This is a genomic window from Phyllobacterium trifolii, assembly GCF_014192095.1.
Lineage (GTDB): Bacteria > Pseudomonadota > Alphaproteobacteria > Rhizobiales > Rhizobiaceae > Phyllobacterium > Phyllobacterium trifolii.
The window spans coordinates 166941-181614 of the sequence record NZ_JACHXN010000002.1; the positions used below are offsets into that span (position 1 = coordinate 166941).

The window sequence follows — 14674 nt, forward strand, 5'->3', positions numbered from 1 at the left end:
GCGTGGGGCTTTTTTATTTACGCTGTTCTTCGAGGAGCTGGGCAATTGCCGCCCGGAGTTCATCCAGCCCCCCACCTTTTTCAGACGATGTCGCCAGGATTTCCGGATAGGCCGCGGCGCGCTTTCTGATGGCCTGCGCCGTCTCTTCGATCAAACGCGGCACCCCAGCGGGCTTGATCTTGTCGATCTTGGTCAAGACGATCTGGTAGGATACGGCGGCTCGATCAAGCAGGTCCAATACCTCGGCGTCATTCTTCTTCACCCCGTGGCGGGCATCAATCAGCAGGTAGACACGCTTGAGCGTCGTACGTCCGCGCAAGTAATCGAAAACCAGCCGTGTCCAGGCATCGACCTGTTCCTTGGGCGCTTCAGCGAAGCCATAGCCCGGCATATCCACGACCGCGAGGGGAGGAAGATCGCCGTCTTCGCCTGAATGGCCATCTGGAACGAAATAGTTGAGCTCCTGTGTCCGTCCAGGTGTATTCGATGTTCGGGCCAATCCCTTCTGGCCGATGATCGCGTTGATCAACGACGATTTGCCGACGTTGGAACGCCCGGCGAACGCAATTTCGAGCGGGCCCTCCGGCGGCAGGAACTTCATCGCAGGAACGCCGCGGATAAAAACCCAGCCCTGTGCGAAGAGCATTCTGCCCTTCTCGATAAGCCTGTTGGTGTTTTGCTGCGTTTCGCTCAATTTCTTCGATCCATTTGCCGCAGACGGCCATGATTGCAATCAATGTTTATGGGAGGCTTGTCAACCGCGCAAAAGAAAAGCCCCCGATCAAGTCGGGGGCCCTTCCGAGTAGTTTAGCGATTCATCGCTATTCGGCGGGTTTCGGCTTCTTGCGGAAAAGCCCGGTGAGATTGTCCCACAATTCGACCTTGACCCCCTGGCGCTTCATTATGATGCCCTGCTGGATAATCGACAGCGTATTGTTCCACGCCCAGTAGATTACCAATCCTGCCGGGAAAGTCGCCAACATGAATGTGAATATGAGCGGCATCCAGTTAAAGATCATTTGCTGGGTCGGATCCGGCGGTGTCGGGTTCATACGCATCTGCAGGAACATCGTGACGCCCATGATCAAAGGCCAGACGCCGATCATCAGGAACGCAGGGACCGCCCACGGGATAAGGCCGAAGAGATTGAACAAAGATGTCGGATCGGGAGCTGCCAGATCCTGGATCCAGCCAAAGAACGGCGCGTGGCGCATTTCTATGGTGACATAGAGGACCTTGTAGAGCGCAAAGAAAACCGGAATCTGAATCAGGACCGGCCAACAGCCGGCAATCGGATTGATCTTCTCCGTTTTGTACAATTCCATCATGGCCTGCTGCTGTTTGACCTTGTCATCCGCATACTTCTCGCGGATTTCGGTCATCTTCGGCTGTACCAGCTTCATCCTCGCCATAGAGGCATAAGACTTGTTGGCAAGCGGGAAGAAGAAGGCTTTCAGAATAACAGTCACCGCCAGAATGGCGACGCCGAAGTTTCCGATAGCCTTGTAGAGCCAGTCGATAAGATAGAACATCGGCTCGGTGATGAAATAGAACCAACCCCAGTCGATCAAGTTCTTGAAGAGCGGAATATGCAGGTCATTCATATAGGCATTGATTTTGCCGACCTCTTTCGCGCCTGCGAATATGAGATTGTCGGTCTGTGCAGTCTGGCCCGGCTGGATTGTCGCCGGATCAGACAGATAGTCGCTTTGATAGCGCGGACGTCCGTCATCGAAATATGAAAAGCGTATCTTGAACGGCGTTGCCTGTGCTGGAACGAGCGCAGCAGCCCAATACTTGTCGGTAATTCCAACCCATCCGCCGGTGGTCGACCGGTCTGGCGCAACTTCGCGCTCTTTTTCAATTGCAGCAAACTTGTATTCGATCAACTTATCGTTGACCACGCCAATCGGGCCCTCGTGCAGCACGTAGGTGCTCGGATGCAGAGGCTTCGAGAAACGCGTCACACGTCCGTAGGACGCCAGCGAAACAGGTGCTGCGGTCGTGTTGGTAACAGCGTCCTTGACCGTGAACATGTAGTTCTCGTCGACACTGATCGTCCGCTTGAAGACCAGCCCTTTCTCATTGGTATAGGACAGCGTAACAGGTGTGGACGCCGTCAAATCGTTGTTGCCCTCGCGGGTCCAAACGGTCGTCGGGCCTGGAACGGTCCCGGTCAGATCATTTCCCGCAAACCCAACCTCAACAAACTGGCCATCGGCCATCTGCGCAGGACTTAGCAACTCGATATTGGGCGAATTGTCGTCGACGGTCTCGTGATAATGCTTCAGCTGCAGATCATCGAGCCGCGCTCCGGTCAGGCTGATCGAGCCGCCGAGGCTGGGTGTATCGATCTTGATACGCTGTGTCTGACCAAGGGCGGCGGCACGTGTGAGACTACCTGCCTGAGCAGCATCTTGCGACTGGCCTGGGACATTTGCAGCGGGAGTAGCGGGGGTCGAAGACGGGAGATTATTTGCTGTATTGCCGTTGGTGGCAGTACCTGCTGGCGTGCTCGCCTGTCCGTCAACACGGGTTTGTCCTTGCCGCGTAGCCTCGATCTGGGCCTGTTCGCGCTGCGCTTCGATCTTGGGGTTCATATAGAACACCTGCCAAAGCGTCAGGATCACAATGGACAAGGCAATGGTGATGAAGAAATTACGGTTGGTTTCCATTGTCAGTCCTTGGGTCGGGTTCGCGGATACCTGTCAAGGCTTTGTCGAACGCCGGGTCAATATTTTCCTGGAAACCCGTTTGGAGAGTTCCCGCGTCAAGTCAGCGAACGGCGCGTTCAGCGCATCGCGGCGAGCAACGATCACATAGTCGGTTCCAGCTTGCATGTCATCAGCAACATTGACGCGCACTGCCTCTCTGAGGCGCCGCTTGATGCGATTGCGGATAACAGCGTTCCCGTTCTTTTTGGTGACCGTGAAACCTACGCGCGGGGGTCCAACCTGGTCCTCTCGCTCTTTGACTTCGACAAGAAAGTAGACGCCGCGGCGCTTTTCTCCGTTTCGGACAGCCAAAAACTCCGCTCTCTTGCGAAGGCGGAGTGGTTTTTGCTCATTCATTCTATAGTGCCAACTCTGGCCAACCGCACAAGTCTGCGCGGAACGCCTTACGCCGACAACCGCTTGCGACCGCGAGCGCGACGCGCTGCAATAACCTTGCGGCCGCCTGCCGTTGCCATGCGGGCACGGAACCCGTGACGACGTGCGCGGACAAGCTTGGATGGCTGATAAGTACGCTTCATTTGTTAAATACCGCGGTGTGCGGCCCTTCTTGTGGTCTGTTCTTGACAGGAGCATATCAGGACCGCCGTTAGCATATGCGAATATGCCGTCGATATTCGTCGTGGGGGCGGTCAGCCCGGACGTGCGCGGCTTATAGAGGCACGATGCTGATAAGTCAATTGATTGACGCGATTCAAAAATAGGCAAATCCACGCAACTGATTTATTGTGCTGGGCAAGCATTTGACCTACATCGAGTGCCGATGGAGCGTATATGACGGCGACTCAGCAAAAGCCAGAAAACACGAGTGTGCCTCTGCATGCCGGTCGGCGTTTGCCCGTTCTGAAACGTCTTTCCGGCAAGTTGCTGCGCCTCACCCTCTTGTTCGGCCTTCTCGCAGAAGTTATGATTTTCGTCCCTATCATTGCAGATATGCGTATTCGCTGGCTTTCCGACCGGCTCAACACCGTTGCTGCGGCGAGCGTCGTGCTAGCTGCGAGCGATAGCGAGAATGTACCGCAATCAGTGCAGAATGACGTCCTTCTTGCGACAGGAACGAAAGCGATCGTTTTGCGCGAAAAAGGAGCCTCCCGGCTTCTTGCCGTATCGGAAATGCCTTCCAAAGTGGACAAGCACATCGATATTACAGTGACGGATCCGGTTACGATGATCCGCGACGCATTCGACACCCTGATTAACGGCGGGCACCGGATTATCCGCGTTTATGGTCCGGTCGGAGATACCGGCAAGATCATCGAACTCCTTACCTCCGACGCCCCGCTGCGGAATGCGATGTTGCGCTATGCCGGGAATGTCGCACTGATCTCGTTGTTTATTTCGCTCATTACCGCGGGCCTGGTTTTCCTGACGATCAGCCGCTTGCTGATCCGACCGATCCAGCGCATGAGTGAAAACATGCTGGCCTTTGCCCAGGCACCCGACGATCCGCAGCGGATTATCAAGCCGGAAGAGCGTGAAGACGAACTCGGCATCGCCCAGCGGGAGCTCGCAGATATGCAGCACCAGTTGCAACGTACGCTGTCGGAACAGAAACATCTCGCCGACCTCGGCCTGGCGGTTTCCAAGATCAACCATGACATGCGCAATATCCTGGCCTCGGCCCAGCTCATATCCGATCACCTCGCAAACACCAGCGATCCGGCGATCCAGCGTTTCGTGCCGAAATTGGTACGTACCATCGATCGCGCGATCAATTATTCACAGACCGTGCTTGCCTATGGCGGCACACAGGAAGCACCGCCGCAAAGACGGCGGGTCAAGTTGCGCACGATCATCAGCGACGTCGAGGAGATGCTTAACCTCGACGCAAAATCGGAGATCGAATTCAAGAACCTGGTTCCCGCCGACTTTGAAATCGATGTCGATCCAGACCAATTCTTCCGTGTCATTTCCAATCTGTGCCGCAACTCGGTTCAAGCTATGGCCAGCGACACCCGAAGTGATCCGTCCGTGGTCAAGCGATTGACAATCACTGCAGGACAGATCGGCACGACCTCTATCATCGGCATTGACGATACCGGGCCCGGCCTGCCTCCCAAGGCGCGCGAAAATCTGTTTACAGCCTTCAAAGGGTCGGCGCGATCGGGTGGCACCGGCCTCGGTCTTGCTATTGTCCATGAACTTGTACGAGCTCACGGGGGAACGATTGAATTGCGGGGAGGCGATGGAGCGGGAACAAGTTTTGAAATTCGTATTCCGGACCAGCCGGTATCCCTGGCCGAATGGCGTTCCCGCCGGGACTCAGCGTCCTGACATGAAACGCCACAATGGCTGATTACCTCTACACCCACTTACCGCATATCTTCTTTGTGCTGTCGATCGTTCTCGGCGTCCCGGCGGCCGTTCACGCGACAATGACCAAGGAAGAGGTTCGCGCCGCCATCGGTTGGGTCGGCGTGATCATCCTTTCCCCGGTCATCGGTGCACTCATCTATGCCGTCGCAGGGATTAACCGCATCAGACGGTCGTCCATCTCCTCGCAACGCAAATTCCTGCACGAGATTGGCCAAGACATCTTCATGCGTTTTGATGCCAAGGACAAACATGTTCTGGCGCATTTCGAAAAGCGTTTTGCGGCAATGAAGACACTTGGAGATCGCGTCAGCCGATGCCGGCTTACGACCGCCAACAGCATCGACATATTGCAAGGCGGCGATGAAGCCTATCACGCGATGCTATCCGAGATTAACCAAGCCCAACGCAGCATTCTGGTTGAGACCTACATCTTCGACCGAGACAAGCTTGGTCTGCGCATAGCCGATGCGCTGATCGCGGCCGTCAAGCGTGGGGTCGAGGTGAGAATATTAATTGACGCGGTGGGTGCTCGATATTCCATTCCGAGCATCGTCGGCTATCTCGCCAAACACAACATCAAAGTTGCCGTCTTTAACGGCAATATTATCATGGGGTTACGCTTGCCCTATGCCAATCTTCGTACCCACCGCAAGATAATGATTATCGACGGGCGTGTAGCCTTTACAGGCGGCATGAATATCAGGGCAGGTTTTTCAGCGGAAGTCGTGGGCGAAGACAATGCGCGTGACACGCACTTCCAACTTACCGGGCCTATTGTGACGGATCTGTTTCACATTGCTTCCGAGGATTGGCGATTTACGACGCATGAGATGCTCACAGGGGAGCCCTGGCACCTCGCCACGCCGGAAAAGCAGCCGGGAGATCCCGTGTTCATTCGCGCCGTACCGTCGGGACCGGATCGCAGTGTCGAAGCCAATCACCGGATGCTGATGGGCGCATTTTCCGTTGCGCAATCGCGCATTCGCATCATGTCACCCTATTTTCTGCCGGACCGCGAATTGATCAGCGCGTTGGTAACGGCCGCACGCCGCGGTGTCGAGGTGGACATTGTCGTGCCCTCAATCAACAATCTCAAACTGGTGGACCGTGCAATGACGGCGCAGTTCGACCAGATCCTCAAGGGTCACTGCCGTATCTGGCGCGCCCGTGGCAACTTCAACCATTCCAAACTTTTGGTGGTCGATGGGCAGTGGGCCTATGTCGGATCGTCAAATCTTGATCCGCGGTCGTTACGGTTGAATTTCGAAGTCGATCTCGAGGTGATGGATGCAGCATTTGCGTCCGAAGTGGAAGCGCTCGTTGAGAACGCAATGGCCTCAGCAAAACCGGTTCTGCTTCAAAACCTGCGCGCCAGGTCGTTCTGGGTACGCCTGGTAGAGCGAATCATCTGGCTAGGCTCGCCCTATCTTTGATTTCTTCCGTTTCGGACAACGCCGATTTTATATCGACATATGCCTTGATCGGTAGATGATCGGATGCAACACGGGCCAAGGGTGTGTCGTGAACCTCGATCGTCGTAACGAGGCTGTGCGGATGGCCAAGAACCCTGTCCAACGCCAGGACAGGAAACCGTGACGGAAAGCTTGGCACCGCATTTTTTGCCGGATCGAAGACCGGGCGAAGGAAGTGCAACGACGACCCTTTGCCCACGCGCCATTCGTTCAAGTCACCCAACAACAAAGTCGGACGCGATGCATCCGCCTTCACGGCATTCAAAATTGCTTCTGATTGTTGTTGTCGCGAGTGTCTGAGGAGGCCGAGATGTGCGGCAATGATGCGAAGTGGGCCTGCTTCCAGATCGATATCGACCACCAATGCGCCGCGCGGCTCAAGGCCAGGTAGTACAAGTTGCTGAACTCGGCGAACCACGCCCTCGCGGAACAACAGCAGATTGCCGTGCCAGCCGTGGCCTTTTGGGTAAAGCGAAGTTACCGGAACTGGAACAAGGCTGTTCTCGCGATGCAGACGGGCAAGATCAAGCAAGCCTGTCCTTTCGCCAAAACGCTTGTCGGCCTCCTGGATGGCGATAACGTCCGCGCCAATTTCGCCAATCACATGAGCAACGCGATCTGGATCGAATTTCTTATCGATCCCGACGCATTTGTGGACATTGTAGGAAGCAATCAGCAGATCGTTGCGCACGACTCGGGTAATGCCAACCGGGCGTTTGTTGCGGTTCCTGACCGCGGCGAGAATGCTGGCGGAGACGCTGGGTCTGGTGTGCCGCATCGGCTTCTTGCTGTCCATCGCTTAGAGATATGTCGGGATGCCAAGAATGGCAAGCGAATGAGTAGATGGGGTTAACAACCGGCGATAGCCGTGTTCACTTAAAACCTGTTCCCGACCATATGCGCCAGTTGCGCACCGACTTCATAGTATCCTTCACGGATTGCCCGCAAGCCCTGATCCTTTGGCACGGTTACTGGTAGTGGCAACTCCGCTTCGGTGATCTTGCCGACTATATGCTCAGCAAGAAGACGGCCGAATACTGTGCCCGGCGCAATGCCGCGGCCATTATAACCGCTGAAACTTATGATGTTCGGCGCGAGCGTATGGAAGCGCGGCAGACTGTCACTCGTCATGCCGATCTTGCCGTACCATCCAGCTTCAAATTTTACATCCTTGATCTGTGGAAATAGCTTGCGGATGGATCTCGCAGCCCACGCCTTGTGCACGGCCATGCCGGTGCCGCGCAATGCACCGACGCTGCCGAAAATCAGTCGCCCTGCCCGGTCCATGCGGAAGGAGCTCAATATTTCTCTCGTATCCCAGCCGCCCTGCTTTTCGGGTAGGACAGTTTTCCGCACTCCTTCCGGCAGCGGCGCTGTGGCGAAATTGAAATAGGGGAGATGCAGAAGTTCCGCCCGCAATTCCGGCCAAGGCGATGTCGTGTAGGCGTTAGTCGCAACGACCACCCAGTCGGCCGATACCGTGCCAGATGGCGTTCGCACTATCCAACGCTTACCGGATTGTTCGGTGGCCATTACCGGCGTCCCGGTATAGACAGCAGCGCCGGCCCCGATAGCAGCTCCCGCGAGCCCGCGAACATAGCCAAGCGGCTGTATCGTGCCCGCCCGGTTATCGAGAAGCGACGCCGCAAAAGCATTTGAACCAACCTTGGCGGCGGTTTCTTTTGCATCCAGCAGTCGAACCGCTGCACCACGGGCAAGCCACTGTTCGGCCCGTTGCTCGATCTGCTTCAGGCCTTCCCGGCCAACGGCACAGTGTAGCGTACCATTGCGCTCGAGTTCGCAGTCAATCTCGTGTCTATCAACAAGATTGAAAACCGATTGCGGCGCGTTTCCGAGCAGTTCCAGGAGGCGCTCGCCATGAACTGCTCCCAATACCCCTGGTAGATCATTGGGCATCACCCACATGCCCGCATTTACGAGTCCGACATTCCTGCCTGAGCCGCCGAACCCTATCTCAACGGCATCGACGACCGCCACCTTCGTTCCTGCTTCGGCCAGATGCAACGCGGCGGAAAGCCCGGTGAAGCCTGCACCGATCACTGCAACGTCGACGGAGATATCCCCATGCAGCCGTTCCGTCTTTGGCGCGGGCGGCGCGGTCTTTTCCCACAGGCCGTGGGAACGCTCATCATTCAGCATTGGATCACCGTCAGGTCGGCCAGAGATAACCGGCGCATTATCATGTCGTTATAGGGTGTGATCTTGCCAACGGAAATGAAATTTCTTGAAGACATGATGCGGTTATCGAATGATTAGGGTCGCGTCGGTCGTTCGGTGACCTGATCGGCTATCCAGGTGAAGAAGCTTTGTGCCAAAACGTTCTCCTTTTTGTGGTCGGGCACCACAAGATAGTAGCTATTCTCGGTCTGGAGTGGCTGCTCGAACAGCACGAGCAAACGCCCTGATGCGACCTCTTGCTCAATCAAATAACGGGGCAGCAACGCGAAGCCCAGACCGGCAAGCGCCGCCTCTATAACCATGGAGAAATGTTCGAAACGATGCCCCTTGTAGGGCGTGGCAATCTCTGCCTGCACTGTTTCGAACCAGGAGGCCCAAGCCTTGGGCCGGGTCGAGAGATGCAGCAATGGCGCGGAGCTCGCCAGCTCAGCTGGTGTCTTTACGGGGTTTGCGGCGCAAAGCTCCGGGCTCCCCACGGGTACAATCAACTCGCTGCATAGATACGTGCATGTGGCATGCGCCCAGACCGGTTGTCCATAATGGATCGCCAGATCGAATGGCTCCTCCTCGAAATCGAAGGGTTCCGACCGCGATGCGACGCTGAGCGCCATTTCGGGATGGCGGCGCAAGAAATCGGGGAGCCTTGGCATCAACCAGCGGCTGCCGAAGGTAGGCAGCGTGGCGATATTCAGGGAGGATGCCGACTGTGACGCCGCCATGGCACGCAGCATCGTCTCTTCAGTCAAACCAAGCAGGCGCCGTACTTCCGGAAGAAACTTCTGCCCTGCATCGGAAAGAACAACACGCTGACGAATGCGCTCGAACAACAGCACGCCGATTTGGCCTTCAAGTTCACTCATCTGCCGGCTTACAGCACTCTGCGTAAGATTGAGCTCTCTCGCCGCTTGAGTAAAACTACCATGCCGCGCCGCACATTCGAATGTCTGCAGAATATCGATGTCCGGGATCAATCTGCGGCTTAACTTCATTCGTTTCTCGCATCAACCCAGTTTGAATCATCGCAATCCGCGGGTCATTATCTTATCTATAATCCAGTTTAAGCATGACGGCGATGAAATTTGCTGTCGCACCACTGCAACGGAACCATCATTGTGAAATCAACAAGTTTTGTCTCGACAGATGCTATCCGGGCATCTTTTTCTTCAGCCATGTCATCCATGTACCGGACGGAAGTTCCCGCCTATGGAACACTTCTGTCGCTTGTCGCGAAAGTGAACGCACAAACGCTTGCCGCATCGCCGGAATTGAGACATCGCCTGGAGCAAACCGACACGCTTGACCGTATTTCGGAAGAGCGACACGGCGCTATCCGCGTCGGCACGCCGGCAGAACTCGCCATGCTGCGTCGGGTGTTCGCCATCATGGGCATGTATCCAGTCGGTTATTACGATCTGAGTGAGGCCGGCGTTCCCGTCCATTCAACCGCCTTTCGGCCGTCAAGCGATGCGTCGTTGAAGATCAATCCGTTTCGGGTTTTTACCTCATTGCTGCGGCTCGATCTCGTTGCGAATCCAGAGCTTCGCGATGAAGCCCGGAAGGTCCTCGAAGCACGGCAGATTTTTACTGCAGAGGCGATTTCTCTCATTGAGAAAGCCGAGACTGAAGGTGGCCTCAACGCTGACGATGCGGCGCTTTTCGTACAGGAAATCCTCGAAACCTTCCGTTGGCACGATCATGCCAGCGTTAGCGGTGAGCTTTATGACCGCCTGCACGATGCGCACCGGCTGATCGCCGATGTCGTGTCTTTCAAGGGGCCGCACATCAATCATCTGACGCCGCGCACATTGGATATCGATGCCGTTCAGGACCTGATGCCAGCACACGGTATTTCGCCCAAGGCAGTCATCGAAGGCCCTCCGACCCGGGCCTGTCCCATTCTCCTGCGCCAGACCTCTTTCAAGGCGCTTGAGGAAAACGTCTCGTTTCGCAACGCTCAAGGCCAATGGGAAGCCGGCTCGCATACGGCCCGCTTCGGCGAAATCGAGCAGCGTGGCATTGCGCTGACACCTAAAGGTCGCGCGCTCTACGACCAACTCCTGGCCAAATCGCGTGAAGTAGTTCGCCCTGCCGCCGATGGTTCGAATGCCGAAGCCTACGTTGCTGCACTGGCTGATGCGTTCAAAGCCTTCCCGGATGATTGGAATGATATCCGCATCAATGGGCTCGGTTATTTCCGCTGTTCTGTCGTCGAGTGCTTTCCGCTGAACACGCTGTCGCCTCGCGAAGCTGCCAACATCGAAACCCTCGTCGCGATGGGCGCCGTCCAGTTCGACCCGATCGTCTATGAGGATTTTCTGCCGGTGAGTGCCGCCGGAATTTTCCAATCCAATCTCGGCGACGATGCGAGCCAGAAATTCACAGCAAGCCCTAGTCAGCGGGAATTCGAGGAGCAGCTTGGCGTACCGGTTCTGGATGAATTCGCGCATTATGAAAGTCTTGAAAAGGCATCTATCGATGCCTGCCTGAGACACTTCAAACCCATCGCGCTCGCAAGCTGAGCAGCGGCTGTATCAAAAATTCGAGCCGCCTGATAAAAACTGCCCCAAAACCGGCAGGCAAACAGACAAAAAAGGAAGCAAGATGACCATTGCTCAAGAAGTAAAAACACTCCTTTCCAAGCTCGGCGTAGCTGAATCCGCTTATACCGGAGGCAATATGCCTTCTTTTAGTCCCGTCAGCGGAGAGAAAATCGCCGATATCGTAGTTCATTCGGCAGACGATACGGCAAAGACAATCGAACAGGCTGATGCGGCGTTCCGCGAATGGCGTCTGGTTCCCGCCCCAAGGCGCGGCGAGCTCGTGCGTCTGTTCGGCGAGGAGTTGCGCGCGCTGAAGGGTGAACTCGGCCGCCTCGTTTCGATCGAGGCTGGTAAGATCCCGTCCGAGGGCCTCGGCGAAGTACAGGAAATGATCGACATTTGCGATTTTGCTGTCGGCTTGTCGCGCCAGCTCTACGGCCTGACAATCGCAACCGAACGTCCCGGACATCGCATGATGGAAACCTGGCATCCGCTTGGCGTCGTGGGGGTTATCTCCGCTTTCAATTTCCCGGTTGCCGTCTGGTCATGGAACACGGCGCTCGCACTCGTCTGCGGCAATGCCGTTGTCTGGAAACCATCGGAAAAAACACCTCTGACCGCGCTTGCATGCCAGGCCATCTTTGAGCGCGCCGCCAAGCGTTTTGGAGATGTTCCCGCCGGTCTTACCCAGGTGCTGATGGGCGACCGCACCGTTGGCGAGACACTCGTCGATCATCCGAAGGTTGCGCTCGTGTCGGCGACGGGATCGACCCGCATGGGCCGTGAGGTCGGGCCGCGTCTCGCCAAGCGTTTCGCCCGCTCGATCCTCGAGCTTGGTGGCAACAATGCCGGCATCGTCTGCCCCTCGGCCGATCTCGACATGGCACTGCGTGCTATTGCCTTCGGTGCAATGGGAACCGCCGGTCAGCGTTGTACGAGCCTTCGCCGTCTTTTCGTACATGAAAGCGTCTATGAAACACTCGTGCCTCGCCTGAAGAAGGCCTATGAGAGTGTTTCCGTCGGCAGCCCGCTTGACACATCGGCATTGGTTGGTCCGCTCATCGACAAGGCAGCCTATGACAATATGCAAAAGGCGCTGAGGCAAGCAATCGATCATGGCGGCAAGGTAACGGGCGGTGCGCGCATCGATACCGGATACGACAATGCCTATTATGTCCGTCCAGCTCTTGTTGAAATGCCAAAACAGGATGGGCCGGTCACTGAAGAAACCTTCGCTCCTATCCTCTATGTCATAAAATACCGCGATTTCGACAAAGCGATCGCCGATCATAATGCAGTCGGAGCCGGACTTTCGTCTTCAATCTTCACACTCAATCTGCAGGAAGCCGAACGTTTCCTCAGCGCTGACGGGTCAGACTGCGGTATCGCCAACGTCAATATCGGCACATCCGGCGCTGAAATCGGCGGTGCCTTTGGCGGCGAGAAGGAAACGGGTGGCGGGCGCGAATCCGGATCGGACGCATGGAAGGCCTATATGCGCCGTGCCACGAACACGGTGAACTATTCGTCAGCCCTTCCCCTCGCGCAGGGCGTATCCTTCGACATCGACTAATCAGATTTCAACGCCGTTCCCCGGAAACGGGGGACGGCGCAGTGCACGGAATATCATGCCTGAAATTGTTCGCCGACAAATTCCCAGTTAACAAGCTTGCCGAGAACTGCAGCGACGTGTTCCGGGCGGCGGTTTTCATAATCGAGATAGTAGGCATGCTCCCAGACATCGATACCGAGCAGCGCTTTCTTGCCCTCTGCGAGCGGATCACCGGCATCCTGCATCCCAACTATTGAGAGCTTGTCACCATCCTTGACCAGCCATATCCAACCTGTGCCGAACACATTGTCGCCCTCGGCGGTCATCTTCTTCTTCAGTTCGTCAAACCCGCCAAAGTCCTTTTCGATGGCTTGGAGAAATGCGCCCTTGGGTGCGGCAGATCCGCCTTTGAACTGCTGCCAATAAAGATTGTGATTCCATGCCTGCGCCGCATTGTTGAAGATCGCAGTGTCACCATCTTTTTTTGCGCGAACGACAACCTCCTCAAGTGAGAGGTCTGTATAAGGCGTCTTTTCAACCAAGGTATTGAGTTTCTTGAAGTAACCGGCGTGATGCTTGCCATAATGGAGGCCAACCGTTCTCGCCGAAATCACCGGCGCAAGCGCGTCTTCCGCGTAAGGCAGTTCCGGCTGTTTGAAAGGCGCGGCTGCGCGAGCCTTGATGGCTGGGGCAAAGAGCGTTGTCGCAGCAGCGGCTCCGGAAATCGCCAGGACATGGCGTCGGTTCATCTGCATATTAATCTCCTTCGATCGTCTACGGACGCAAGCCAATAGATATCTCATAAATGGCGAGATATCTCATAAATGGCGCCCAACTGCTTTAACATGTTTGTGATGGCGAAGCGCCAAAGCAACCTCTCCGTGATCGATTTCTCGGCGCTCAGGACAGCCCCCATCGATGGACCCCGCGCAAACATCCCGCAAGCATCCGCGCAGCCCGGGGGTCGTTTCAGGGCTGCTTAGCCTGTCGCGCAACCTCGGGCTCATCACCGGCGCATCCGCTTTGTTCACGTCGCATCAGCAACGGTGGACATAGAGACGGCGCGGCCCGAGGCCATTGCCTTCGTCAGACCCATTGTCCGGTCCACGATCATGACCACTGCCAGCGTCATCAGGATCAGAAGAACTGAAACGCTTGCAACCAACGGGTCAGCCTGGCTCTCGACGTGATGGAACAGCTCAACGGGCAACGTGGTCATTCTGGGTCCCGTCAGGAACAGCGTAATGACCACTTCGTCAAATGAAACGAGGAAACAGAGCGCGGTCGCGGCGACTATGCCCGGCGCCATCATCGGCAGGGTGACCTTGCCGAAAACAGCGAGAGGTTTGGCTCCGAGCGACGAAGCTGCCTCTTCACACGCAAGGCTGAGATTGCCGAGCGACACGGAGAGCACTCGCAATGCATAGGGAAGCGTGATCACCAGATGGCCGATCACGAGGCCTGTAAACGTTGCCAGGAGACCCATCGACGCAAAAATGATCAGGATGGCTAACCCGAGAACGATTGTCGGCAACAGCAACGGGGCAGTGAAAAGATTGAACAGGAACTCCGATCCCGTGACCTTCAACCGGACAATCGCATAGGACGCGGGAATTGCGATAATCAACGACAAGACAGTAACAACACTTGCAAGCCCGAGACTTGTCAGAAACGCCGACATCATGACGTTGTTTCCGAGCAGGGCCTCATACCACCGCAGCGACCACGAGCTCGGCGGGAAGGCGAGGATCTGGTCACCACTGAAGGAGATCGGAAACACAAGCAGGACCGGTGCCAGAAGAAACAGGAACAGGATGGTTACGGTGATACGCATAAACCAGGAGGTGGGATTATCTTCCATTA

Annotated in this window: 13 protein-coding genes; 4 read left to right on the forward strand and 9 right to left on the reverse strand. The window is 56.0% G+C overall.

Annotated features, from left to right (window positions below):
* Positions 1 to 13: 13 nt before the first annotated feature.
* The 4 genes from yihA to rpmH form a co-directional block, all read right to left on the reverse strand.
* Entirely contained in the window at positions 14 to 646 is a 633-nt protein-coding gene (gene yihA / locus FHS21_RS03785; RefSeq protein WP_246410812.1) for a ribosome biogenesis GTP-binding protein YihA/YsxC, read from the reverse strand.
* A 175-nt stretch (positions 647 to 821) separates the two neighbouring features.
* Positions 822 to 2675: a membrane protein insertase YidC gene (yidC, locus tag FHS21_RS03790; protein WP_112526655.1), complete on the reverse strand. Its 1854-nt coding sequence runs from the start codon at positions 2673 to 2675 to the stop codon at positions 822 to 824.
* 33 nt (positions 2676 to 2708) lie between these two features.
* Positions 2709 to 3071 (reverse strand): ribonuclease P protein component, encoded by a 363-nt coding sequence (rnpA, locus tag FHS21_RS03795; protein ID WP_112526657.1) that lies wholly within the window; start codon positions 3069 to 3071, stop codon positions 2709 to 2711.
* 47 nt (positions 3072 to 3118) lie between these two features.
* Positions 3119 to 3253 carry a 50S ribosomal protein L34 gene (gene rpmH, locus FHS21_RS03800; protein WP_040853797.1) on the reverse strand — a complete coding sequence of 45 codons (135 nt, stop codon included), beginning with the start codon at positions 3251 to 3253 and terminating at the stop codon, positions 3119 to 3121.
* Between the two features lie 253 nt (positions 3254 to 3506).
* Here rpmH and FHS21_RS03805 point away from each other — a divergent pair, with 253 nt between their 5' ends.
* Positions 3507 to 5006: a sensor histidine kinase gene (locus tag FHS21_RS03805; protein ID WP_112526659.1), complete on the forward strand. Its 1500-nt coding sequence runs from the start codon at positions 3507 to 3509 to the stop codon at positions 5004 to 5006.
* Positions 5007 to 5020: 14 nt separating this feature from the next.
* The gene (cls, locus tag FHS21_RS03810; protein WP_112526661.1) at positions 5021 to 6481 is read left to right on the forward strand and encodes a cardiolipin synthase; all 1461 of its coding nucleotides are present in this window, start codon (positions 5021 to 5023) and stop codon (positions 6479 to 6481) included.
* Here the strand turns inward: cls and FHS21_RS03815 are convergent.
* The 3 genes from FHS21_RS03815 to FHS21_RS03825 all read right to left on the reverse strand — a co-directional run bounded on the left by FHS21_RS03815 (position 6453) and on the right by FHS21_RS03825 (position 9708).
* Positions 6453 to 7298, reverse strand: a complete 846-nt coding sequence (locus FHS21_RS03815) for an endonuclease/exonuclease/phosphatase family protein (protein WP_112526846.1) — start codon at positions 7296 to 7298, stop codon at positions 6453 to 6455. The two genes, cls and FHS21_RS03815, sit on opposite strands and share 29 nt — an antisense overlap.
* A gap of 98 nt (positions 7299 to 7396) precedes the next feature.
* Positions 7397 to 8680, reverse strand: a complete 1284-nt coding sequence (locus FHS21_RS03820) for an NAD(P)/FAD-dependent oxidoreductase (RefSeq protein WP_112526663.1) — start codon at positions 8678 to 8680, stop codon at positions 7397 to 7399.
* 113 nt (positions 8681 to 8793) lie between these two features.
* Entirely contained in the window at positions 8794 to 9708 is a 915-nt protein-coding gene (locus FHS21_RS03825) for a LysR family transcriptional regulator (RefSeq protein WP_112526665.1), read from the reverse strand.
* A gap of 123 nt (positions 9709 to 9831) precedes the next feature.
* Between FHS21_RS03825 and hglS the strand changes: the two genes are divergently transcribed.
* Both hglS and amaB read left to right on the forward strand, forming a co-directional pair.
* On the forward strand, positions 9832 to 11238 hold the full coding sequence (hglS, locus tag FHS21_RS03830; protein ID WP_112526848.1) for a 2-oxoadipate dioxygenase/decarboxylase HglS: 1407 nt from the start codon (positions 9832 to 9834) through the stop codon (positions 11236 to 11238).
* An 82-nt stretch (positions 11239 to 11320) separates the two neighbouring features.
* Positions 11321 to 12832: an L-piperidine-6-carboxylate dehydrogenase gene (gene amaB, locus FHS21_RS03835; protein ID WP_112551068.1), complete on the forward strand. Its 1512-nt coding sequence runs from the start codon at positions 11321 to 11323 to the stop codon at positions 12830 to 12832.
* Positions 12833 to 12885: 53 nt separating this feature from the next.
* Here the strand turns inward: amaB and FHS21_RS03840 are convergent, their stop codons facing one another.
* Together FHS21_RS03840 and FHS21_RS03845 are read right to left on the reverse strand one after the other, a co-directional pair.
* Entirely contained in the window at positions 12886 to 13566 is a 681-nt protein-coding gene (locus tag FHS21_RS03840; RefSeq protein ID WP_112526671.1) for a superoxide dismutase, read from the reverse strand.
* Between the two features lie 272 nt (positions 13567 to 13838).
* Positions 13839 to 14672, reverse strand: a complete 834-nt coding sequence (locus tag FHS21_RS03845; RefSeq protein WP_183661001.1) for an ABC transporter permease — start codon at positions 14670 to 14672, stop codon at positions 13839 to 13841.
* Positions 14673 to 14674: the final 2 nt, after the last annotated feature.